This window comes from Janthinobacterium sp. GMG2 (genome assembly GCF_033949445.1).
GTDB lineage: Bacteria > Pseudomonadota > Gammaproteobacteria > Burkholderiales > Burkholderiaceae_D > Janthinobacterium > Janthinobacterium aestuarii.
The window spans coordinates 40,017-63,567 of sequence record NZ_JAXAWA010000008.1; the positions used below are offsets into that span (position 1 = coordinate 40,017).

At 63.0% G+C, this 23,551-nt stretch carries 20 protein-coding genes; 3 read left to right on the forward strand and 17 right to left on the reverse strand.

The window, feature by feature from the left end; all coding sequences use genetic code 11:
• Position 1: 1 nt before the first annotated feature.
• From SKZ59_RS23985 to SKZ59_RS24035, 11 genes are all read right to left on the reverse strand, one after another.
• Positions 2–955: a hypothetical protein gene (locus SKZ59_RS23985; protein ID WP_319993165.1), complete on the reverse strand. Its 954-nt coding sequence runs from the start codon at positions 953–955 to the stop codon at positions 2–4.
• A gap of 224 nt (positions 956–1,179) precedes the next feature.
• Positions 1,180–1,554 (reverse strand): hypothetical protein, encoded by a 375-nt coding sequence (locus SKZ59_RS23990; RefSeq protein WP_034759290.1) that lies wholly within the window; start codon positions 1,552–1,554, stop codon positions 1,180–1,182.
• 24 nt (positions 1,555–1,578) lie between these two features.
• Positions 1,579–2,823, reverse strand: a complete 1,245-nt coding sequence (locus SKZ59_RS23995; RefSeq protein WP_319993166.1) for a TerD family protein — start codon at positions 2,821–2,823, stop codon at positions 1,579–1,581.
• Positions 2,820–3,806: an HpcH/HpaI aldolase/citrate lyase family protein gene (locus SKZ59_RS24000; protein ID WP_034759282.1), complete on the reverse strand. Its 987-nt coding sequence runs from the start codon at positions 3,804–3,806 to the stop codon at positions 2,820–2,822. Before SKZ59_RS24000 ends, SKZ59_RS23995 begins: the two co-directional genes overlap by 4 nt.
• Positions 3,799–4,905 (reverse strand): cysteine protease StiP family protein, encoded by a 1,107-nt coding sequence (locus tag SKZ59_RS24005; protein WP_034759277.1) that lies wholly within the window; start codon positions 4,903–4,905, stop codon positions 3,799–3,801. The genes SKZ59_RS24000 and SKZ59_RS24005 overlap by 8 nt, the downstream gene beginning before the upstream one ends.
• Positions 4,902–5,654: an HAD family hydrolase gene (locus tag SKZ59_RS24010; protein ID WP_319993167.1), complete on the reverse strand. Its 753-nt coding sequence runs from the start codon at positions 5,652–5,654 to the stop codon at positions 4,902–4,904. Before SKZ59_RS24010 ends, SKZ59_RS24005 begins: the two co-directional genes overlap by 4 nt.
• Positions 5,632–6,789, reverse strand: a complete 1,158-nt coding sequence (locus SKZ59_RS24015) for a phosphoribosyltransferase domain-containing protein (protein ID WP_319993168.1) — start codon at positions 6,787–6,789, stop codon at positions 5,632–5,634. Before SKZ59_RS24015 ends, SKZ59_RS24010 begins: the two co-directional genes overlap by 23 nt.
• The gene (locus tag SKZ59_RS24020) at positions 6,786–7,823 is read right to left on the reverse strand and encodes an ATP-grasp domain-containing protein (RefSeq protein WP_319993169.1); all 1,038 of its coding nucleotides are present in this window, start codon (positions 7,821–7,823) and stop codon (positions 6,786–6,788) included. Before SKZ59_RS24020 ends, SKZ59_RS24015 begins: the two co-directional genes overlap by 4 nt.
• A 94-nt stretch (positions 7,824–7,917) precedes the next feature.
• Positions 7,918–8,634, reverse strand: a complete 717-nt coding sequence (locus SKZ59_RS24025) for a TIGR00266 family protein (protein ID WP_034759265.1) — start codon at positions 8,632–8,634, stop codon at positions 7,918–7,920.
• Positions 8,635–8,835: 201 nt separating this feature from the next.
• Positions 8,836–9,411, reverse strand: a complete 576-nt coding sequence (locus SKZ59_RS24030; protein WP_034759261.1) for a TerD family protein — start codon at positions 9,409–9,411, stop codon at positions 8,836–8,838.
• A 101-nt stretch (positions 9,412–9,512) separates the two neighbouring features.
• A complete protein-coding gene (locus SKZ59_RS24035) occupies positions 9,513–10,595 on the reverse strand; it encodes a DUF475 domain-containing protein (RefSeq protein WP_319993170.1) in 1,083 nt (360 codons plus the stop codon).
• A gap of 247 nt (positions 10,596–10,842) precedes the next feature.
• Here SKZ59_RS24035 and SKZ59_RS24040 point away from each other — a divergent pair, with 247 nt between their 5' ends.
• The 3 genes from SKZ59_RS24040 to SKZ59_RS24050 all read left to right on the forward strand — a co-directional run bounded on the left by SKZ59_RS24040 (position 10,843) and on the right by SKZ59_RS24050 (position 15,908).
• Positions 10,843–11,268, forward strand: a complete 426-nt coding sequence (locus SKZ59_RS24040) for a divergent PAP2 family protein (RefSeq protein WP_319993171.1) — start codon at positions 10,843–10,845, stop codon at positions 11,266–11,268.
• 239 nt (positions 11,269–11,507) lie between these two features.
• On the forward strand, positions 11,508–12,683 hold the full coding sequence (locus SKZ59_RS24045) for an efflux RND transporter periplasmic adaptor subunit (protein WP_034759252.1): 1,176 nt from the start codon (positions 11,508–11,510) through the stop codon (positions 12,681–12,683).
• Positions 12,684–12,686: 3 nt separating this feature from the next.
• Entirely contained in the window at positions 12,687–15,908 is a 3,222-nt protein-coding gene (locus SKZ59_RS24050; protein WP_034759249.1) for an efflux RND transporter permease subunit, read from the forward strand.
• A 77-nt stretch (positions 15,909–15,985) separates the two neighbouring features.
• On the opposite strand, the gene SKZ59_RS24055 is transcribed toward SKZ59_RS24050, so the two are convergent.
• From SKZ59_RS24055 to SKZ59_RS24080, 6 genes are all read right to left on the reverse strand, one after another.
• A complete protein-coding gene (locus SKZ59_RS24055) occupies positions 15,986–16,375 on the reverse strand; it encodes a hypothetical protein (RefSeq protein WP_200873077.1) in 390 nt (129 codons plus the stop codon).
• Between the two features lie 237 nt (positions 16,376–16,612).
• Positions 16,613–17,536 carry an S-adenosyl-l-methionine hydroxide adenosyltransferase family protein gene (locus SKZ59_RS24060; protein WP_319993172.1) on the reverse strand — a complete coding sequence of 308 codons (924 nt, stop codon included), beginning with the start codon at positions 17,534–17,536 and terminating at the stop codon, positions 16,613–16,615.
• 17 nt (positions 17,537–17,553) lie between these two features.
• A complete protein-coding gene (locus SKZ59_RS24065) occupies positions 17,554–20,067 on the reverse strand; it encodes a TonB-dependent receptor (protein ID WP_319993173.1) in 2,514 nt (837 codons plus the stop codon).
• Positions 20,068–20,179: 112 nt separating this feature from the next.
• Positions 20,180–21,058 (reverse strand): NAD(P)H-hydrate dehydratase, encoded by an 879-nt coding sequence (locus SKZ59_RS24070; protein ID WP_319993174.1) that lies wholly within the window; start codon positions 21,056–21,058, stop codon positions 20,180–20,182.
• Positions 21,059–21,075: 17 nt separating this feature from the next.
• Complete coding sequence (locus SKZ59_RS24075; RefSeq protein WP_319993175.1) at positions 21,076–21,840, reverse strand: histidine phosphatase family protein; 765 nt, start codon at positions 21,838–21,840, stop codon at positions 21,076–21,078.
• A gap of 80 nt (positions 21,841–21,920) precedes the next feature.
• Complete coding sequence (locus SKZ59_RS24080; RefSeq protein ID WP_319993176.1) at positions 21,921–23,321, reverse strand: L-cystine transporter; 1,401 nt, start codon at positions 23,319–23,321, stop codon at positions 21,921–21,923.
• Positions 23,322–23,551 lie beyond the last annotated feature (230 nt).

Here is a 23,551-nt window from a genome sequence, read left to right on the forward strand (position 1 = left end):
TTTAAAACTTCCTGCCCACCCCCACCAGCAGCACATCGGCATCGCGGTGGTAATCCGTTACCACCCGGTTCCACGCCACTTGCGCCAGCCAGTGGCGGTTGACGTGGTAGCGGGCCACGGCTGACAGCAAGCCAGTCAGGCGCGCGTCGTGGCCCTGGGTGTCGCGGCCGTCCCAGGCCACGTACGGTCCCGCGCCCATGCCGAATTCCACCTTTTCATTGAGCGAGCGGATCAGCCACAGCTGGGCGGCCGCGCCGCGCCGGTGCGCCAGCGCCGTGCTGCCTTCGTCGATGACGGTGGCGCTCCAGTCCACGTATTTTCCCGCTGCTCGCCGGTATTCCAGGGTGAACGGGCGCGAGGATTCGGAGCGGAAGCTGTTGACGATGGTGTGGCCTGTCGATAGGGTCAAGGCGTCGTCATACGCCCAGTTCTGCAAGTGCAGCTTGGCGCCCGGCACGCCGTCATAGCGGTAGCCGGCGCCGACCAGCAGGTGCGTGGTGGCGTCCTTGCCGCTGGGACGGATGCGGTTGACCTGGGCCAAGGCATACCAGCGGTTGTCGAATTGCCAGCGCGCCTGCAGGCTGGCGATGGAACCCCAGCCGTGGTCATTGTCGAAATTGTGCGGCGCTTCGTCCGTCTTGGCCGTGTCGAAGAAAAAATAGCGGCCGATGCCGGCACCCAGCATCAGTCCCTGGTCCACGTTTTTCGTGCGCAGCCACACCTGGCCCGCCATGCCGTCGCGGTGATGGTCTTCCGGATGCCCCTCGTTGATATACGACAGGCTCACCGCATTGTAATTGCCCACCGGCTGCGTGTAGCTGATGGCGCCGACAAAGGTGCGTTCATTGGTCGAGTGCACTTTCAGGGCGCCGGCCATGCCGGAGATATCCTGTGCCCGGGCAGACAGGGGGAGGGCGGCGGCCAGCAGGGCCAGGACGGTGTATGGCAGGCGCATGACGTTTCCAGTGACAGAGGTGAATACACGCTAACGGTCGTCTGGCGGAGCATCATGCGATTGCGCAAGCATCTTGCACATTGGCTACATTTATGGACTGTACTGGCCAGAACTCATCACAAGTGTATAAGAAAGTGAGAATGTGTGAGGCGCGCCAGTGATGAGGCGGGAGGGAGGCGCCAGCCTGGAAGGGCCGGCCGGCGCGATGCTGCGAAATTACGGTGTTACTGGCTCAATACGACTTTATCGGCAAAATATTCCGTCTCGCCGAAGCATTGCGTGGGCACGCCCTTGTGCTGGCTGTAGGTGACGAGGATGCGCTTGCCGGCGGCGGCCGTCAATTGCTTCGCCACGTCTTCATCGCGCACGCTGAACTGGAATTTTTCCGGGATGGTGCCCGGCAGCGCCGTCAGCAGCAATTCACCCTCCCATGTCTTGCAGATCCAGCCCCGCTTAGAGAACTTTTGCAGGTAGCCCGCCCGTTCGCCTTCCGAGTACGAGAAGCTGAGGGCCATCCACGTGTAGGCTGCCAGCAGCAGGAAGCCGGCCACGAGGAAGATGGCAAAGGCGAAGGTGACTTTTTTGGTCGTAGGGGTCATGGTTGGGTTGTCTAGGTAAAAGGATCAGTCCTTGCGGCCGGCTTTCCAGTTAAGACCAAAGTTATATCTTTCGTCCATGGCCTGGTGCGCCGTGATTTTACCTTGGCCGCCGAAGTATTCCACCAATTTTGTCACCTGCAGGTTGCCTCCGTGGTTTTCCAGCATGGCGATGGCGCACATGGCGTGCTGGCTGTCGCTGTCGAGGCGTACTTCCACTGTCGGTTGGCCGGGAATCTCGATCGTCACGACGCCATCGGTGGCGGCCCAGTTCGGCACGCCTTCGTAGATGAAGGCGTAGACGAGCACGCGCTTGATCTGGTCGAAATGAGTGCCGTTGATGAAGATGTTTTCACCGCTGCTGATGCTGCCCGTGCGGTCGTCGCCTTCCAGGTGGATGTACGGCGGACGGTCGTAGGCGCCCCAGCTGTTGCCCAGTGCCTGCACGGCGCTTTTGCTGCCATTGCTCATTTCGAACAGGCAGCCGATATCGAGGTCGATGCCGCCCGAACGGCCGGCCGGCTTGTTGAACAGCTTGCCGAGGAAGCCCGTGTCCAGTTTCGATGCGGGCGCCTGGCCTTGCGACGCGTTCTGGTTCCAGTTCAGGTTGACCTTGATGCGGCCATAGCCGCCGCTGTCGCGCTTGTCGAGCGAGATCTTGTCGCCGCGTTTTTCCAGGCGGATTTTCGACAGCGAGATTTTATTCGCCGTCGGCGGAGCCGCTGGCGCAGGCACGGAAGCCGGTGCCTGCGCAGGGGAGGATGCCCCCGCCTCGCTGCCGCCGAAGTGCTTCAGCAGGGCCGACAGGCCACCGGCGAAACCCTGGCCCACGGCGCCGAAGCGCCAGCTGCCGTCGCGGCGATACAGTTCGCCGATGATGACGGCTTTCTCGTCCTGGAAGTCATTGCCCGTGAAGGCAAACGTGGCCGCCTGGCCCAGCGCCATGCTGGAGTTGCCCAGCGCGCGCATGCTGCCCTGTTCCGTCGCCGCCGTGAATACCAGCTTGTCGATCGAGGCGGGCAGGCGGGCAAGGTCGACCTGGAACGTGGAGCGGGGACCATTCAGCTCCACCGTGACGGCGTTGTCGGGCGCGCTTTTCTGGTTGTAGAACACCATGTAGCGGTCGTCCGACAGTTTGCCGGCCGCATCGACGCCGAAGCAGCTGACGTCCACTTCCATCGAACCCGAAACGATATCGAGCGTGACGGCAAACGGGCCGTTCAAGCCCAGGTCAGCCAGTTTGCCTTTTTGTCCGCGTGTGAAATTGGTCATGGTCGTGCAATCCCTTCGTCGCTTGAGAGTTGAGTCAATGAGGTAGTCGGATGGTGCGCGGCGGCGCCATCGGCCGCATGGCGGATGCCGAACAGGCGCGCCTGCTCGATGATGCGCAGCGCCCAGCTGGAATGGGTCGCCACTTCGCACATCGATTCCTGCATGCGGAACACGGCCGGGCTGTCCGGGTCGATGATGCGCAGCGCCAGTTCGATGTCCGACTGCGCCACCTGGTAGTGGCGCTCGATCTGCGGCACCTGGTCCGGGTGGATGGCTGTCTTGGCGATCATGCCGTGCGCCATGTCCTGCGCCACTTCGGCGTCGAGCCAGCTGCCCTGCGACAGGTGCTCGAAGACAGGCGCCGTCAGCTGGAAGCCGTGTGGCTTGAAGATCGTCACCAGGCGGCCGATGACCTGGCCCAGCGGCGTCTGGTAGATGGTGCCGCTGGTCGGGCGGCGCAGTCCCAGCAGGGCCAGCAGATCGTTGCCGCCGATGCGCAGCGCCAGGATGCGGCGCCGCACTTCCGGCGCGGACAGGATGATGCGGAACTGCTTCATTTCCTCGTCGTCGAACACTTCCGCCGTTTCCAGGGTCGGCATCAGCAGATGGTGCGTGTGGCGCACCAGCTCGAAATACGCGTTGAAATTGCTGCGCGTGGATTTCGGCAGCACGAAGCCGCTCAATTTGTCGGCGCCCGGCATGGCCAGCACGCGCGCCAGCACGTCGAGATTACGCACGCGCACGAAGCGCAAGGTATCCGATTCGTCGCACATGTTTTGCAGCGCCAGCGACAGATTGAACAGCGCGTAACTGAGGTCGCGTTCCGCAATGGCGTCTTCGGTGCAAAGGATCACCGAGCGCAAATGGCTGAATTTGTCGCCATTGGCGATCGCCAGCAAATCCTTGTGCGTGGTCGGTACATACATGGAGGCGCCGAGCGCCGCTTTATGCTCGCTTTGTGGGTGTAGGGAGTTGTTATCCATCGACTGCGCTCCTGATAAGGGCGACCGCCTGGTAAGGCAGCGCCGGTTCTACTGTGACGGGTATGGCTTTTTCCTGCGCCAGAAGCAGCAAATGTGCCACGTCCGGCGCATTCGTGTCGCGCACGATCAGGCGCTCGGGCACGCGGCGCAGCAGCACGCGCGTCGCTTCGCCGATGCCGGGCTTGATCAGATTGATGTCGCTGATGCCGTATTCCTGCTGCGTGGCAGCCATGTAGGCTTGCGAGCGGGCCGCCATGGCTGGCGCATCGCTCGCTTCGGCCAGCGGCACGCCGCTGCTGGCGGCAATGGCCACGGCGTCGGCCACCAGGCCGTCGGCGAAAGCGCGCGACTGGTCGTGCTGCTCGAACTGCGCGTAGTACACGCAGCCGTGGAAGTCGCCGGGGGCTATGGCTTCGTTGAGCACGGAGCGGCTGACCAGCCCCGAGACGGTGGCATTCAGAATGCTCGACGGGATCAGGTAGTCGCTGGCCGAGGCGGCGCAGGCGGCCGTGCCGGCCAGGTCGGACAGCACGAACAGGCCGCCGTCGATCGCCGTGCCATGCGCGGCATTGAAGTCATTGACCGTCTGGCGCAGCTCGCGCGAAATCACGCCCTTGCCCGTCCAGCCGTCGACGAAGACGAGGGAGTCGGCCGCATGGCCCTGCGCCAGGATGTGCTGCAGGGCGTTTGCGTCGATGCCGCGGTCGCGGATGATGGAGACGGAATAATGGCTGCATTCGCGCTGGAATACCTGGCGCAGCAAGTGACCCAGGATGACGCCCACGGGCGTGCCGGCGCGCGCCAGCGACACCAGGGTGATGGAACCCGTGCGGCGCGCCGCGATCAGCGCGGCCAGGCGCAGGCAGTCGCGCGCCATCTGCAGGCGGTTGGCGGCGAACGCGCTCTGGAACAGGGCCAGGTAGGCGGGCGAAGGCAGGGACTCGGGCGACAGCATTTCGCTGTAGTGGCGCTGGCCCGACTGGATCAAGCGCTCTTTTTCGGCCAGGTCGCGTATCGGTTCGAGCGCCATCGGCGTGAGCAGAAATTCCACGTCTTCCTGGCGGTAGCTGCCGCTGAAATGCTGCGTGCCTTCGGTCATAGCGCCGCCACCGTGAGTGCCGCCAGCTGGGTGCCGTTGGGGATGATGGCGTAGTCGCAGGCGGCCATGAAGCGGGCGTCCGAACGGCTGTCGCCCATGCCGAAGCTGACGATGGGGCCGTGTTCGGCTTCCAGTTCCGCGCGCAGGTAGGCGACGGCGCGCGCCTTGTTCAAGGTCTTCGGCAACACGGCCAGGTTGTTGCCGTTTCGGTGGATGAAGTAATCGGAACCTTCGCTCGCGATCCACTGCTGCAGCACCTGCTCTTCGATGTCGGCCAGGCGTTCGCCGCGCGCTTCATGGTCCTTGACGACGATGTAGAACGGCGTGTTGTAGTCTTCGATCAGGCGCGCGCGCGAAGGCATGCCCGCCTTGGCCTGGAAATCGTCGATGATGCGCATGGCGTCCCGCAGGCCGGGCAGGGCCGTCTGCATGTCGTCCTGCATCAGGGCCAGCCAGCCAGAGTCGAGTGCTCCGCCAGGCTGCAGCACGATGCCGCCGTAATCGAGCACGCTGTAGCTGGTAAACGGCAGGTCGACTCTGCGGAAGGCGTCGCCATTTCTCGCCGTGGCGGGAATCAGGGTCATGCCGCTTTGCGCGAATTCAAAGAATGCGCGCTGGCGCGCCGTCGTAAACGAGCAGGCGTCGCCATTTTTCAAATAGGCGGCCGCTTGCAGGTCGGTCTCGCCAGGGCATTTTTTCGGGGTCTGGAACAGTGTGTCGTCCAGATCAACAAACAGGAATTTCTTCAATTTTGGTCTCTGACTGAAAGTGGAACAGGCGGCCGTTCAACTGGCCGGCGAGTTGCATGAGGGCCGGGCTGGCCGGGGTTTCATGGCAGATGAAAACGTGCTGGTACTGGCCAGGCGCCACGTTGTACAGGTAGTTGGCGATGCCTTCGCCGTAATTGTCATCGCAGTTGACGATGTGGCCGACGGAGCCCCACGACAAAATCGGCGAGCGCGTGGTCGACTGCACCACGACGTTCTTGCCCAGCGCTTCGAGTTCGCGCGCCAGCAAAAACGACGGGTGCATGAATTCGCCCGTGCCCAGCACGAGCACGGAGTCGCCGGCGCCGATTTCCTGCGCCAGCTGCACGGCCAGGCCTTGCGGCGGCGCCAGGGCGCGGCCCACGCCGATGCGGCCGAACGCGGGGCTGGCGCCCCGTTCCGCATTCGCCTCGAAGCGCTGCGCGCTGGCCGCCACCGGCGCCGGCGCGTCGCCGGCCTGGAACGCATACTGGCCGGAGAGCGCCGCGCCGATGCTGGTGGGCAGGCCGAAACGCTCGCTCAAGCCCGCGTTGGCGGCCTGGCCCATGAAATTGGTGATGACGCCCAGGTGCAGTTTTTCCAGCTGCGGATAACGCGCGCGGCACACTTGCACCAGATTGGCGAAGGTGTTGCCGGTCGACGCTTCATCGTCGATCAGCACCAGGCTGCGCGCCGTGGAAAACAGGGCGCTGGCAGCGTCCGACAAATGCAGGAACTGGCGCGGCGCGTGGCTATGCGATTCCTCGAATTCGAAGAAGGGCACCGTGCCCACGCGGTAGCGCGAACTGTGCAAAAACAGGGCTTTGCCATTCGGGTTGGCGCGCAGCCATGCCTCGAACACGCCCTGGCCCAGGCCGACGGCCGTTTCCGCCATGGCGATGAAGACGACGGGACCGGGCAGGCTGGGAGGAATCTGCGCGGCCAGGTCGTCGTGGATGGTTTGCATGGCGCGCGGCGTGACGGGCCAGTGCTTGCCCAGCACTTTGGACAGGAACAGGAAGCCCCGCTTGGCGTTGGCGCGCGCGGCAAAGCCGATCAGCCAGTCCAGCGGAAAGCGCGCCTCGTCCACTGTCAAGGTCAGCTCGCCCGTGGGCATCTGCTGCTTGACGATGCTCATGGCAGCTCCACGGCGTAGGCGGCTTCGCCCACGCGCATGCCTTCCTGGACGGCGGGCACGGTGAGCTTGTCAAAGCCCTGGTCGAAACCGGCCAGTGCCAGGTAAGGCAGGTTGGGACCGGCCGCGCAAGCCATGCCGATGCCGCCCGACATGCGCGGGTTGATCTCCAGCAGCGCCAGGCCATTCGCGCCTTCGCGGAACTGGATGTTGAAGACGCCATTCAAGCGGTAGTCGCGCGCCAGTTTCTCGCAAGCCGCCAGCAGGTCGTCGCGCAGTTCGATCAGCTGGCCGCTGCCGCCCCCGTGCAGCTTCTTGCGCGGCACGGCGCAAACGAGCTTGCCCTGGTCTGCCACGCAGTCGGCGCTGTATTCGTGGCCATCGAGGTATTCCATCAGCAGCAGGGTCTTGAACGATGCCATCTGCGCCAGGCCTGTGCGCAACTCCTGCGCATTGATCTGGTAGGCGGCGCCGGCCAGCAGCAACTGGGCGCTGGTGCGCTCTTCATCGAGAATGGCAAAGCCCAGCGCATACACGGATTCGGACGGCTTGATGCACAGCTTGCGATGCAGCGGGCGCAGTTCGGCGTAGGCGGCGTCGTATTCGGCGATGGTGGTCACGGCGCGGTAGTCGGCCGGGCGCGCCATCGGCAGATCGAGGCCGTCGCAGAAGCGCGCCTTGTCGTGCATCAGGGTCAGGGTCTCTTCGCTGGCCACGCTGAGCACGCGCGTGCCGATGGCGGCGAAGCGCGCGCTGGCGCTGCCGATCAGGCCCGCTTCCTTGCCGGGCCAGAAAATCGTGATGCCCCGCTCGCGGCAAAACTCCAGGCACCACTCGACATAATTGAGGCCTGTGAGGCCCGACGGTTCGACTGCGTATTCGTGGGCCGACAGGAAGGCGGCCGCGTGCGCGTTCGTATTGCTGCACACGATGTGATAGCGGGGGGCGCCGTTTGTCGCGGCCATGTCGGCCTCGTGGATCAGACGCATGGCCGTGCCGACCGAGGAAAATGTTTTGTTGAACCAGACTCTTTGCATGTACGGGGACCGAGTGGAAATAGGGAAGCCGCGCGCATGTGCGCGCGCGGGGATTCTAAACGACCAGACTTAACCTGGCCTTAGAGGGAGGAAATCAGCCGGCTTTGCCCGACGCCGTCCACTTCAGGAACGCATCGCGGTTGCGCGAGCAGATGAACACTTTGCCTGAGCCGGAAAAACGCAGCACGATGCCTTCGCCGCTGGTCACGCTGTTGACGATATTGCCGAGGAAGCCGCCGATGCCGCCGCCGCTCGCGCCGCCGCCCGTGGTCACGGAAATCTCGTATTTCAGGCTGCTGTCCCAGCAGACGACGTGGGAATTGTCGATCACGACATCCTTGCCCGGCTCGACGTCGAGTTGGAACATGGAGCCGAAGCCCGACACCACCACTTGTCCCGTGCCGGCCGTCTCCATGACGAAGAAGCCGCCCGACTGGGCGAACAAGGCGTTGCCGATGCTTTGCGTGCGCACCTTCATTTCCGTGCCCGAAGTGGCGGCGACAAAGGCGCCGTCGTTGAGCAGGTACTGGCGCGCGCCCACGTCGACCACTTCGATGGCGCCCGGCAGGGTGGGCGAGAGCAGGCAGTCGCCGCTGCCGCGCACCGCTTCGATGTGCTGCTGGAAGAACGATTCGCCATTCGCGAAGCGGCGCATGATGGCGCTGCCCAAGCCGCCCGTCATCTTGCCTTTCAAGTCCAGCGCCGTCTCCATCATCACCATCGCATCGGATTCGCAATAGATGGTTTCGCCCTGCTTCATGCTGACGTGGAGGAAGGGATCGACGTCGCCGGTGACACTAAATACTGGCATGATAAATCTCCAAAAAAAAGCCGCCTGAACTGTGCAGGCGGCAGCAATGATATGACATTAAGATAATTCACCTCGGAAAACCGTAGCGAGCAAGCTCGATTTCGGGTTAAGTCGCGCAGCTGTACGGAGGTACGGGACCGCCGAGGTAGCGAGCAACGCAGGCCCGAAAGTGAGCGGCGCAGTAGGTTTAACGAGCGTGAATTAGGCGTTGACGCCGAACGAACGGGCGAGGGGGCCCAGGCCGCCGTTAAAGCCCTGGCCGATGGCCTTGAACTTCCATTCGCCGTTGTAGCGGTAGATTTCGCCAAAGATCATCGCCGTTTCCGTCGAGCTGTCTTCGGACAGGTCGTAGCGGGCGATTTCTTTTTCGCCTTCCGCGTTCAGGCAGCGGATGAAGGCTTTCGAGACCATGCCGAAGTTCTGGCGGCGCGCGTCGGCGTCGTGAATGGTGACGGTGACGCTGATGCGGTCGATGTCGGCCGGCACGCGCGACAGGTCGATTTCGATGCGCTCATCGTCGCCTTCGCCTTCGCCCGTGGTGTTGTCGCCCGTGTGGACGACGGAACCGTCGGTCGACTTCAGGTTGTTGTAGAAGATGAAGTCAGAGTCGCCACGGACTTTGCCGTCGCTTTTCAGGAGGAAAGCACTACCGTCAAGGTCGAAGGTGGCGCCGTCCGTCGAACGAGGATCCCAGCCGAGGCCGACGATGATCTTCTTCAGGTTCGGTGCTTCCTTGCTCAGGTTGACGTTGCCGCCTTTTTGCAAACTGATTGCCATGTGGTGCTCCTTTTTAATAAATAACTCAAACAGACCTGCATGGGATGAGCGCCAGGGCGCTCGTGCCATTACTCTTTCAACTGGGGGCGCAACCCCCGATTTCAAGCTTCTGCCGCGTGCCGTTTGCGATAACGCAGCGATGACCACAGCGAGACCAGGATGAAGGCCACGCCCGACAGGCCGGTAAACCACTCCGGAATATGGTACTTGACGGACGCCAGCATGATCAAGGCGAGAATCCCGATCGCATAATGGGCGCCGTGCTCGAGGTAGACGAATTCGTCCAGGGTACCCTTGTGAACGAGGAAGACCGTCATCGAGCGCACGAACATGGCGCCAATGGCCAGGCCCAGCATGATGATGACAACGTCGTTGGTGATGGCAAAGGCGCCGATCACGCCGTCAAAGCTGAACGAGGCGTCCAGCACTTCCAGGTACAGGAAGCCGCCGATACTGCCGCGCGCCACCGTTTTTACCAGGTCGCCATTGCCGTTTCTGGCTGGCGCGGCGCCTTCTTCCGCCTCATCCTGCAAGTCCGGTTCGCCTTCTTCCAGCAAGCCGCTGATCCAGTTCACGCCGATGTAGACGGCGATGCCGACGATGCCCGAAGCGAGCACGCTGTATTTTTCGTCCACGGGGCCCATCGCCACGCAGGCAGCCACGGCGCCCATGGTGATCAGCACGGCCAGGCTTTCGGTGCCCAGCGCGTTGACTTTTTCCTCGGCCCAGCCCAGCCAGTGCAATTCTTTCTCGTCGTCAAACAGGAAGTTCAGGAAGACCAGCAGCAGGAAAGCGCCGCCGAAGGCCGCCACTTGCGCATGGTTGTCCGTCAGGTGCTTGGCATACACGTCCGGCGTCGTGGTGGCCATGGTCCACACGTCGACCAGGCCCAGGCCCGTGGCCACCGATACGATGACGAGCGGGAACAGCAGCCGCATGCCGAAGACGGCCACGAGGATACCGACCGTCAAGAACAGTTTTTGCCAGAACTCATTCCAGTGGCGCAAGACCGAGGCGTTGACGACGGCATTGTCGAACGACAGCGACACTTCCATGATGCCCAGCACGCCCGTGATCCACAGTGCCTGGATCATGCCGGCCATGCCGCCATGGCTGTAACCCCACCAGCCCGACACCGCCATCAGGATAAAAGTGACTAAAAAGGAAATTCTGAAATGCCGCATGAGGACCCCGTTGCAAGTATGAAGACGTTTGATTATCCGCGCCGCTGTGCGCGCCGCACTCAGTGTTGATATACGTCAATTGTTGTATATGCCATGATTTTATATGATCGCCGTCGCTGGCGGCGTTTTTATGGCATGGCGAAGGACGGTTCTGCTAACGCGGTTGATCTGCGATAATTGCGGCGCGCCTGTCTGGCTGCCGCAGCCCCAGACACACTCTCTACATATATATAAGAAGGAATACCCCGTGGATATCGCTTACCTCGTCACGCCCCTGATCGCCTGGATCCTGGTCGGACCGATCAAATTTCTGATCAACAGTGCCCGCACGCGGCAATGGGCGTTCGGCCTGGTCGGCAATGGCGGCTTTCCCAGCAACCATAGCGCCGTCGTGTCCAGCATGGCCACGCTGATCGCCTTGCGCGAAGGCATCGGTCATCCCGCCTTCGGCGTGGCCGTGACGTTGGCCTTCATCGTCATCATCGACGCCAACAGCCTGCGCCAGCACGTGGGCAAGCAGGCGGCCGCCATCAACCGCCTGGCCGGCGAAGCGGCCAGCGCCACGCACAAGACCTTGCGCGAGCGCATGGGCCATACCCTGGTGGAAATCGCCGGCGGCCTCTGCACGGGCGTGGCGATCGGTTTCCTGATCAATTACGTCTTTGCCCGCTAAGTTCGCTTTTCCTGAAACGCAAAACCCCGCTTCAAGGCGGGGTTTTGCGTTTCAGGGCGTAAAAACTACGTTTCATCCATTGATTAAAGCGTTACAGGAAACGGCCGATTGACATGCCCGGATGCGCTCATGGATACTTTGGCGCTTGTGGTTTTAATAAAAATAAATGCTTGCTATCGCCTGCAGCCCTATCCGGGCCGCCGGGACGGTCGTGGCGCTATCTATCCGGAGAAATACCCATGTTGCGCAAAACCCTGTTTGTTCTGGCAATCGCTTCTGCCTTGGCCGCTTGTGGCAAAGAGTCCAAAGATCCTGGCAAAGGCGCTGGCAAGGATGGCAAGGAACAGGCGGGCGCTAGCGTCAATCTGCTCGTGTCGCCGGAAGACTTGCTGACCATCCAGAGCAATGCGCTGGCGTCGGGCCCTGTGATCACCGGCTCCGTGCAGCCCGAGCGCAACGCGGACTTGCGCGCCGAAGTGTCGGCCGTGGTGATCCAGGTCCTGAAGGAAAACGGCGAAGCCGTGAAACGCGGCGACGTGCTCGTGCGCCTGGACGAAACGGCCATCCGCGACAGCCTCAATTCGGCCGAAGAAGCGAGCCGCGCCTCGAGCCAGGTGCTGGAACAGTCCGAACGCATGTTCCAGCGCATGAAAACCCTGCGCGCCTCGGGCATGACGTCGACGCAGGCGCTGGAAGATGCGGAAATCCGCCGCAACAATGCACAGAGCGATCTGTCCGCCGCGAAGAGCCGCGCCGCCCAGGCCCGCCAGCAGCTGCAGCGCACCCTCGTGCGTGCGCCGTTCGACGGCATCGTGAGCGAGCGCAAGGTATCGAATGGCGATACGGCGCAAATCGGCAAGGAATTGATCAGGGTCATCGATCCGACCAGCATGCGCCTCGAAGGCCTGGTGTCGGCCGACAAGATCGGTGTCGTCAAGGTGGGCCAGCCCGTGCTGTTCCGCATCAATGGTTATCCGGGCCAGGATTTCGCGGGCAAGGTGCGCCGAGTCGATCCTGCCGCCAATGCCGTCACGCGCCAGGTGGCCGTGCTGGTCGATTTCAACGACAAGGAACAGCCGCGCGTGGCCGGCCTGTATGCGGAAGGGCGCATCGAGACGGAAACCGTCAGCGCGCTGATGATCCCCGATTCGGCCCTGGTGAAGGCGGGCGACATCACCTACACGTGGAAAGTCAAGGACAAGGCCTTGCATAAAGTCAATTTGCGCATCGGCGCGCGCGACGTACGCACGGGCCAGTGGGAAGTGCAAAGCGGCCTGGCCAGCGGCGACACCGTGCTGCGCACGCCGGGCTCGACCTTCAAGGATGGGCAGAAAGTGGAATTGACGGCAGCCAAGGCCGTGCCCGCCGCCGCCGTGGCTAGCAGCAGCGCCGCCGTTGCCGGTAAAGGAAACTAAGCCATGTTCCTTTCCGATTTCAGTATCAAGCGGCCCACCGCCACCATCGTCCTGATCCTGGCGATGATGTGCGTCGGCTTGCTGGCGCTCAAGAAACTGCGCGTCAACCAGAACCCGGACGTCGAAGTGCCCTTCATCGTCGTCAGCATTCCTTACCCTGGCGCCTCGCCCGACACGGTCGAGCGCGAAGTGGTGAACCGCCTGGAAAAATCGCTGCAAAGCATTTCCGGCGTAACCGAAGTCAACAGCGATTCGAATGAAGGTTCGGCCAGCATCTTCCTGAAGTTTTCCTTCAATACCAATTTGATCGAAGCGTCCGACAATATCCGCAATGCGATTGCCGCCGTGCGCTACAAGTTGCCGACGGAAATGCGCGAGCCTATCTTGCAGCGCATCGACCCGGCTGCCGAGCCGATCATGCAACTGGCGCTGTCGTCGAATTCGCAAAGCCATGCGGAAATCTCGCGCCTGGCCGAAGACGTGCTGTCGGACCGTTTCCGCACCGTCGATGGCGTGGCGCTGGTCAACGTGGGCGGTTCGCTCAAGCGCGAACTGTCCGTGCTGCTGCGGGCGGAAAAATTGCGTGAATACAATGTGTCCGTCAGCGACGTCGTGACCGCCTTGCGCAACCAGAACACGAACGCTCCCGTGGGCAAGGTGCGCGGCACCCTGGACGAGAAAAGCATCCGCCTCGTGGGCCGCATCGAGTCGCCGTCCGATTTCGAACAAGTGGTGATCAAGCGCCGCGGCGAGGAAATCGTGCGTCTGGCGCAAGTGGCCACCATCGAGGATGGCTTTGCCGAAGTCAACAGCCTGAGCATGCGCAGCGGCAAGCCCAACGTGGGCATTTCCATCACCCGCGTGCGCGACGCGTCCACCGTCAGCGTGGCCAACAAGATCCGCGACATGGTGGCGGAAATCAACAAGACCTTGCCGAAGGGCACTTTGTTGCAAGTGACGCGCGACGGTGGCGAAAACGCCCAGCACAGCTTGAACAACGTGATCGAATCGCTGGTGCTGGGCGCCGTGCTGACGATCTTCGTTGTCTACGCTTTCCTGAACTCGTGGCGCTCGACCCTGATCACGGCGCTGAGCCTGCCCACGTCCGTGATTGCCGCCTTCATTGCCGTGTGGCTGTGCGGCTTTACCCTGAACTTCATGACCCTGCTGGGCTTGTCGCTGGCCATTGGCGTGCTGATCGATGACGCCATCGTTGTGCGTGAAAACATCGTGCGACACATGCAGATGGGCAAGGACCGCCGCACGGCCGCGCTGGAAGGCACGGCCGAGATCGGCATGGCCGTGGCCGCCACGACCTTTTCCATCATCGCCGTCTTCATTCCCGTGGCCTTCATGCCCGGTATCTCCGGCGAATGGTTCCGTCCGTTCGCCTTGACGGTGACGTGCTCGGTGCTCGTCAGCCTGGGCATTTCGTTTACGCTCGACCCGATGCTGTCGGCCTACTGGGGCGACCCGGTCGAAGAACACTCGGCACCGAAAAAAGGCATCGGCCGCGTGCTCGATAAATTCAACCACTGGTTCGACCACCAGGCCGACCGCTATGGCCGCGTGATCGCCTGGGCCCTGCATCACCGCCGCTGGATGGCCGTCATCGCCTTCGGCAGCCTGGTGGGCGCCATCGTTCTGCATGCAACGCATGGCGGCACGAGTTTCCTGCCGGCATCCGATTCGGGCAACCTGATGATCAATGTGCGCACGCCATCGTCGAGCAGCATCGAATATTCGCGTCTGAAACTGGAAGCGGCGGCCGTGCTGGCGCGTACCTTGCCTGAAACCAAGGATACCAATAGCTCTATCACCGCGGGCGGCGGACGAGTGTATGTCGACATCGGCAAGCGCAACACCCGCAAGCGTTCGGCCAAGGAAATCGCGGTCGAACTGCGCGAGAAGATGTCGCGCCTGGTGGGTGCCGAATACGTGGTGCAGGATGACTTGAGCAACGGTTCGCAAAAACCGATCCAGGTGGAATTCACGGGCCCGGATTCGCGTAAACTGATGGAAATCACGAATGCCTACATGGACAAGCTGCGCGCCATTCCTGGCGCCGTCGACGTGGGCTTGTCCGAGCAGGATCCGAAGAACGAGCTGCAGATCGAGCTCAACCGTGGTTTGGCCAACTCGATGGGTATTTCCGTTAATGACGCGGCGCAATCGTTGCGCGTGGCCTTTGCCGGCGTGGAAGTGGGCGATTGGGTCGATCCGACGGGCGAGACGCGCGACGTGGCCGTGCGCCTGCATCCCGACGACCGCGTGGCATCGGAAAACATCGAGCGCCTGCCGATCAGCGTGACGGGAACGTCGCAAATGGTGCCGCTCGACCAGATCGCCACCATTACCATGGGCAAGGGTCCGTCCGGCATCGAGCACAAGAATGGCAAGCGCACGATCACCGTGTCGGCCAATGCGCAAGGCCGCTCGAATGGCGAAGTGACGAGCGACGCCATGAAGCTGGCCAACTCCATCGACTTCCCGCCCGGCTACGGCCTGGCGCTCGGTGGCGCGGGCCAGGACCAGCAAGAGCTGTTCACGGAAATGCTGATCGCGCTGGTGATGGGTATCGGCCTGATGTATTTGATCCTGGTGATGCAGTTTGGTTCTTTCACGGCGCCGGTGGCCGTGATGATGTCCTTGCCGCTCAGTTTGATCGGCGTGGTGGTGGCGCTGGTGATTACCAACAACACCCTCAACCTGATGAGCTTTATCGGCATCATCATGCTGATGGGCCTGGTCGCCAAGAACGCCATCCTGTTGCTCGATGCGGCGCGCAAGCGCGAGGAAGAGGGCCATGGCCGCGAAGACGCGCTGATGTATGCGGGCCGCATGCGTCTGCGCCCGATCCTGATGACGACGTTTGCGCTGATCGCCGGCATGTTCCCCGTGGCGCTGGGCTTGGGCGAGGGCGGCGAATTCTACCGTCCGCTGGCGATCGCCATCATCGGCGGCACCATCACCTCGACGATTCTGACCCTGCTGGTCGTGCCGACCTTCTATGACAGCATCGAGATCGCCCGCGATGGCGCCGTGGCCAAGTTCCACCGCCGCGCCGCGCGCATGCCTGTGGCCGTGGCCATGATCCTGACCTTGCTCGAGTGCGTGCTGACCCTGCTGATGGTGCGCTTCGTCTACCGCATGCTGAAGAAGGCCGTGCTGTTCCTGATGGGGCGCCGGACACCGAAAGCGACATCGGTCAGCCTGCAAAAGTAATACCGGGCCAAGGCGCAGCTTTCGCTGCGCCGTGGTATTGCAAGAGCCTTCTGCGGAAGGCTCTTTTTTTGCCTCGCTTAACTGCTGCGCGGCGGCGTGGTGGTACCCGTACCTGTGCCCGTACCAGTGCCTGTGCCCGTACCTCCGGTGCCGGTTCCCGTGCCCGGCGTGGTGCCGTTGGGTTGCGTGGTTGGCGGCGTGGTCGTGCCATCGGGGTTGGTCGTGCCTGGTGTCGTCCCCGGCGTCATGCCGGGTGTCGTGGTATCCGGCGTGGTGGTACCCGATGTGCCGCTGGTCCCGCTTGTTCCGCTGGTGCCGGGTGCGGTTGCCGGGTTCGTCGTGTTCGGCGAGGTGGTGGCACCGGTGCCAGTGTCGGTGTCGTTACGTTTGTTGCATCCGCCCAGCAGCGCACAGACGATGGCGCTACCGAGAACGAGCTTGCTGGTGGTCAGGAGTGGAGCCGTCATGATTGTTCCTTTTCAGTGGAATGCTGTCGTGGAAAAGCATGCCTTGCCAGATCGCGCATCTGGAACAAGGCTGGCATCGTTTGCAAAATTTAGAGTAGGCAGGTGGGCGCAGGTTCACCACAATTACAAATGAGCGGCGTTGTGGGCGCGCGGAGAGCGTTTGGTTTGACGTAGCGCAAACTTGCAGTAGCAAAATTTGAAACGGCCAGGACTGTGTGCCCTGGCCGTGGACCATGCTTATTTCGACGGAGAAATCTTGCTCACTTCCACTTCCCAATCCACGCCCGACTCGACGTGGTGTTTTGCGGCAAAGTCACCCTGGCTGATGGCCACGGCCACGTCGAGCAGGCTGTTCAGGTAGACGAGGGGCTTGCCCTTGGCCACGCCGCCAAACGTGTGCTCGAACGGCGCCGTGACCTTGGCCACTTGCTTGCCCTTGTGCAGGATGCGCACTTGCAGCGGATCGTGCAGTTTCACCTGCAATTCGTCGAGCAGCGATTTCGGGATATTCGTCCACACGTTGCCATACTTGACGTCGAGCACGGGCACGATGCCGCGGATGGTATTGCCGTCGCGTACCGGTTTTTGATACGCGATCTTGACCACGGATTCGCTCGGTAATTGCGGGCCCACCTGTTCATAGCTGATGGCGCCCGACGCCAGGCGCGCGCCGACATACGCGTACACGTCGCGGCCATGGAAGGTGTAGGACTCGGCGGAGCCGGCCAGGCGGTTGACCTTTTCATCGATTTCGCGCAGTTCGGCCACGCCGTCGCGCTCTGCAATCAGGGTGAACAGGCCGTTGTCCGGCCCCACGAAATAGCGGCCGCCCTTGGTTTTCAGCACCACCGACTTGCGCGCCGTACCCACGCCCGGGTCGATGACGGACACGAACACCGTGCCTTGCGGCCAGTAATTGGCCGTCTGGTACAAACGGTAGGCGCCCAGCCAGATGTCGTAATCGGGAATCTGGTGCGTCAGGTCCGAGATGGTCAGCTGGGGATCGACGCCATAGGCCACGCCATGCATGGCGGACACGGCGCCATCGGCCGTGCCGAAGTCCGTCATCAGCACCAGCGGCGTGGCGGCCTGGGCGGCGGACAGCATGAGGGCGCTCAGGCAGGCGCCAGCGACGAGGTGGGATATTTTCTTGATGATCATGGGTTCTTTCCGTGGCGTTAGAAGGTGTAGTTCAGCTTGGCGTAAAAGTACGCGCCATTGACGCCGATGGGGTTGATGAAATTGTAGGGCAGGGCGCCGCCATACGTGGCGTTATTCGTTTCCCGCACGCGCTGCGGATAGCGGTCGAGGATGTTGTTGCCGCCCACGCTCAAGGTCAGCTGTTTGCTCAGTTTCAGCTGGCCTTCCAGGTCCAGCGACCAGACGGCGCCGAAGCGCTGTGCGGGGATGCCGTCGATCAGGGGCGCATCGCTGTCGTACGAAAAATCTTTCAGCTCGCCAAAGCGCGTGGCGCGCGCCTGCACGCCCCAGCCGGCCGCCTGCCAGTCGGCGCCGAGTATCAATTTGCTGTTGGGGGACGCATGTTTGATGCGGAACAAACTCGTCTCCGTCAGCAGGGTCAGACTCGAATCGATATTGGCCAGCGCAGCGGAGCTCTGGCGCACCTTGTCGAGGCTGGTCTTATTCAGGTTCAGCGCCGCGTTCAGGTTCAGTTTGCCTGACGTGAACGCCCGTTCGTGGTTCAGCACCACGTCCAGGCCGCGGGTAGCGGTGTCGAGCAAATTGGCCAGGTAGGCCACGGACTGGATGTCGCTGCGGCCATTTGCGCCCAGGTAGGCCGTGACGGCGTCGCTTTGCAAGTCGCTCGAGCGCGTGATGCGGTCGCGGATGCGGATCACGTAGGCGTCCACCGTCACGCTGGTGGTGGCGGCCGGTTTCCAGGCCAGGCCCAGCGAGACGTTGGTCGATTTTTCAGGTTTCAGCTGTTGCGCGCCGAAGCTGCGCGCCAGCGGGTCGCTGGCCGGCAGCAGGGCCGCCGTTTGCAGGGCCGTGCCATCGGCGTTGAAGTTCAGTGTGGCGAAGCGGAAACCCGTCTGCACGAGAGCAGGCGCGCGGAAGCTGTTCGACAGCGAGCCGCGCACGAGAAAATTGTCCGTCACTTTATAGCGCGTCGACAGCTTGCCCGTGCTGGCGCTGCCGAAGTCGCTGTAGTGCGAGTAGCGGGCGGCGACGCCCACCAGCAGGCGCGGCGTGAGATCGCTTTCCACGTCCGCATACACGGAGCTGATCTGGCGGCTGCCGTCGTAGGCGTCCGATGGGCGCAAGCCCGGTCCCGCCTGCGCGCCCGGTGGCGCGTCCGTGAAGCTGCCGGCCGCAGACGAGGCAGGGTCGCCGGCCGAGCTGGTGTAGGTTTCGCGCATCCATTCGGCGCCCACGGCCACGCTCAAGGGGGCGGGCAAGCCGATGTCGATGGTCCGCGTGGCATCGACGTTTAAGGCATTCTGGCGGAAATCGAAGCCGGCCAGGCTGAAGCGCGTGGGGCTGGCCGCGCCCAGCGAAGCGTTGACGGAATGGCTTACGCCGTAGTCAAAGCGGTCGCTGCCGTGGCGCGCGCTGGCGTCCCAGTTCCACTCGCCCGCGCTGCCGCGCACGCCGGCCACGATGCTGAGGTCGCGTTTGTCGCCATTGGTGACGGGGCGGTAGCCGTTCGGATACAGGGCCAGTACGTTCGACGGGTCGCCCGGATAGCGGAAGTAGGCGCTGCCGTCGGATTTGCGCTCGTTGAGGGTGGCAAATGAGTACAGATCGAGGCCGTTGGCCAGGGTGAGCTGGGTGTTGTAGAACAAATAGTTGTTGCGTTGGCGCGAGTCGCCGGACTTGAACACGACCTTGCCGTCGAGCGCCTGGTCGGCCGGCGTAAAGTTGTAGGACGTCCAGCCCGCGTCGCTGGGGCCGGCCCGTTCCGTGGGCGAGCGGTGCCGCGTTTCCGCGCCGAAGCGGAAGAATCCCGCCTCGCCCAGCGGCACGCCATAGTCGGCGTTGACGATGACGGTCTGGCCATCCGTCAGGGTTTGGTCGGTCGGCTCGAAATGCGTGTGGTTGGCGCCGTAGCTGACGGAAGCGGAGCCGCCCGTGCGCGCCTTTTTCAGCACGATGTTGATGACGCCCGCGACGGCATCGCTGCCGTACTGGGCGCCGGCGCCGTCGCGCAGGATTTCGATATGGTCGATGGCGTTGGGCGGAATCGCATTGATGTCCACCGGCACGGTGCCGGCAAAGCTGCTTTCCGTGTCGAGCACGGCGCTCGTGTGGCGGCGCTTGCCGTTGATCAGCACCAGCACCTGGTCGGGCGCCAGTCCCCGCAACTGGATGCCGCGCACGGAGTCCGACGCGCCGCTCGACTCGATGCGGGGGAAGTTGATCGACGGCGACAGGTTTTGCAGGGCCGCGCCCACGTCGCCCGTCGACAGCGCATTGCTCACTTCGCGCGCGCCGAATCGGTCGATGGGCACGCTGCTGTCGAACACGGTGCGGTTGCGCGCGCGCGAACCGACGACGGTGACCTGGTCGATGCTGGCGCTGGCCGTTTCAGCGGCGTTGCCTGTGCTGGTGCTGGTTTGCGCGTCCTGTGCCCAGGCGGGCGCGGTGCCCAGCATGGCGCAGGCCAGCACGATGGCGCGCAGCGGCGTGGCGGGAAGGGATGGGGAGGCGGTTGAATGGCGCGGATACAAGGCGGTGTCCTTTGGGCTCGATTAGTGTTCGTATGGAAACAGTTGCAATGAGCTTAAGGGAGGCGCCCGCCGGCGCTAACGATTCTTTCTGGATATGCTTATGCTGTTGTTTTTATGCCGCCAGATTGCGCAGCAGCGCTGGAATCTCGGCCGGGATTTCGCGCGCCAGGTAGCCGAGGATGCCGAAGCGCAGGGCCAGCTGTTCGCCCGCCAGCGCATGCAGGGCGATGCCCCAGGCGCACGCCTGCTCCAACGGTGCGCCGCGCGCGGCCAGGCCCGTGATGATGCCGGCCAGGGTGTCGCCGGAACCGGAAATGGCCAGGCCGATATTGCCGCCCGCATGTGCCCAGCTGGTGCCATCGGGCATGGCGATGACGGTCAGCGCGCCTTTCAGGGCAACGATGGCGTTCCAGCGCCGCGCCGCGTCCGTGGCGCAGGCATGCGGGTCGGCCAGCACGGCGTCCTTTGACAGGCCCATCAGCTGGGCCAGCTCGCCCGCGTGCGGCGTCAGCAGGACGGGCTGGTCGAAGCGGAAGTGCGCGGGCTTGCGCACGACCTGCATGGCGCAGGCGTCAAGGATCAGACGGCTATTCGCAAACAGGGGCAGCAAATGTCGCATCAGCTCGCAGCTTGCAGCCGTGTCGCACATGCCTGGCCCGACGAGCACGGCATCGACCTTGCCGGCCAGCGGCGCCAGCTGGTGTTGCGCCTCATGCCGGAAGCCGCCTTGCGCCGTTTCGTCCAGGCCGATGACCCGCGCCTCAGGCATGGCGATGGCTACCTGCGCCGCCACCGATGCACCCGTCGCCAGGGTCAGCTTGCCTGCACCCGCGCGCAGCGCTGCCGTAGCGGCCAGCACGATGGCGCCCGGCATCTCGGCCGAGCCGGCGACGATCAGCAGATGGCCGCGCACTTCCTTGTCGCCGTCGGGCTGCGGCATGGGCAGGGGCCAGGAGCGCAGCAGGGTAGCGGTGATGTCGGTGGTGTCCATGCATGGTCTCCGGAAAACTAGGACTTGGGCGCGGCCGGCATGTCGGGCTGGGCCGTGACAGGTGTACCCGATTCTTCCAGTGGCGCGACGAAGTTGCACAGGTCCAGCTGCAGCTTGCCGTGCTTGCCCAAAGCCGGGTTGAAAGCATAGGAAGTGACGCCGCAGTTGGGCACGTCGGCCGCCTTGTCGATGGCCAGGATGGCTTGCTCGTCGCAGCGCTCAAGCAGATAGCGGAAGCAATTGACGATGACCTGATGGCCGACGATCAGCACCCGTTCGCCCCGGTATTCGCGGGTGATGGTGTCGAGCACGCTGCGCAGGCGCAGGATGACGTCGCACCAGCTTTCGCCGCCCGGCGGACGGAAGTAAAACTTGCCGACGTGCTGGCGCTGCTCGTGCAGTTCCGGGTACTTGCTGGCGATGCCGTGTACGGTCAGGCGGTCGAGGATGCCGAATTCCTTTTCGCGCAGGCGCTCGTCGGCCACCACGGAGTTCAAGCCGTCCGCGCCGATGCGCGCCAGCACGGCTTGCGCCGTCTGCTGCGCCCGCACGTACGGCGAATACAGCACGACGGTCGGTTGTTGTTCAGGGGGAAGGGTGGCGAACCAGTCGCCCAGGGCTTGCGCCTGGCGCGTGCCAAGCTCGGAGAGGGGGACGTCGACATCGCGCTCGGCGATGGCGATCAACAACTGTTTTTCCGCTTCGGCGGCATCGCGCGCCACGTTGCCGGCACTTTGGCCGTGACGCACGATCCAGATTTGCTGCGGCCATTTCTGTTCCATCGCCTTGCGCCTTCCTCCGTATTTATTGTTGATAAATATAGAGGAAAGCGGCAAGGCGCGGCGCGCCGCTGGAGAGCTGCTTAGGCGGCGTGTTCCGCTTCGTCCAAGTCCGGCGCATCGTCGCTGTTGTAGACGGCCAGGTCGGTCTGTCCCATGACCCGGCTGGTGACGGTGCCGGCCGTGATCGAGCCGCTCACGTTCAGAGCCGTGCGGCCCATGTCGATCAGCGGTTCGACCGAGATCAGCAAGCCGGCCAGCGCGACGGGCAAGTCCATCGCCGACAGCACGATCAGCGCGGCAAACGTGGCGCCGCCGCCCACGCCGGCCACGCCGACGGAACCGATGGTGATGATGGCCAGCAAGGGCAGCAGGAAACTGACCGTGAAGGGATCGACGCCGACGGTCGGGGCGATCATCACAGCCAGCATGGCGGGATAGATGCCGGCGCAGCCGTTCTGGCCGATGGTCGAGCCGAACGAGGCGGCGAAGTTGGCGATGCCTTCCGGCGTGCCCAGGCGCTGGGTTTGCGTCTGCACGCTCATCGGGATGGAACCGGCGCTGGTGCGTGACGTGAACGCGAATGCCAGCACGGGGAAGACTTTTTTCACGAAGCGCAGCGGGTTCAGGCCCACGCCGGCGATGATGGCCAGGTGCACGAGGAACATCAATATCAGCGCGCTGTACGAGGCGACGACGAAGTTGATCAGTTTCAAGATGTCCGTGTAGCTCGACGACGCGACCACTTCAAACATCAGCGCGAACACGCCGTACGGGGTCAGGCGCAGCACCAGGGTGACCATGCGCATGACGATGGCGTGCGCCACTTTCATGAAGTTCTCGAACGAGGCGAAAATCTCCGGCTTTTTCGCCGCGATGCCCGTGGCCGAAATGCCGATGAAGATCGAGAACACGACCACGGCGATGGTCGACGTCTTGCGCGCGCCCGTCATGTCGAGGAAGGGGTTGGTCGGCACGAAGCTGACCAGCAGTTTCGGCAGGGACAGGGCTTTCGCCGTTTCCAGCGAGCCTTGCAGCTGCACGCCCCGCGCCACTTCGGCGGCGCTCGACGTCAGGCCGACAGCCGTCAGGCCGAACAGCTTGGCCATCAGGATGCCCAGCGCGGCGGCGATGGTCGTGGTGATGAGCAGGGTGCCGATGGTCAGCGCGCTGATCTTGCCCAGCGAGCTCGCGTCCTTGAGTTTCAGGATGGCGGAAATGATGGACACCATGATCAGCGGCATGATGATCATCTGCAGCAGTTTGACGTAGCCGCTGCCGACGATGTCGATGTATTCATTGGTGCCTGCGATGATGGGCGAGCCGGCGCCGTACAGCCACTGCACGGCCGCGCCGAGCAGTACGCCCAGGCCCAGGCCCGTGAAGACGCGCACGGTAAACGTCGCGTGTTTGCGTTGCTGGTGGAACATGAAAGCGAAGACGAGCAACGCAACGAGCAGGTTCAGGATGATGTTAATTGCCATGAAGGGGCCTTATCTTGGTTTTATTCGAGACTGCACGGAGCACATAAAACAGTACTACAACTGACAGCTGCCCCAGCCCGGGGCGGAAGGGCAAGCACTGTACAGTACTATGGTGGCGTTTTGCGCAATACCGCTGCGAATATTACGCTATATAAATATGCTTCACAGGTATAAGCCTTGTGGCTGATTGTGAATTTGGCTATTTCGTGCAAGCATGCTTTTCCCGTTTG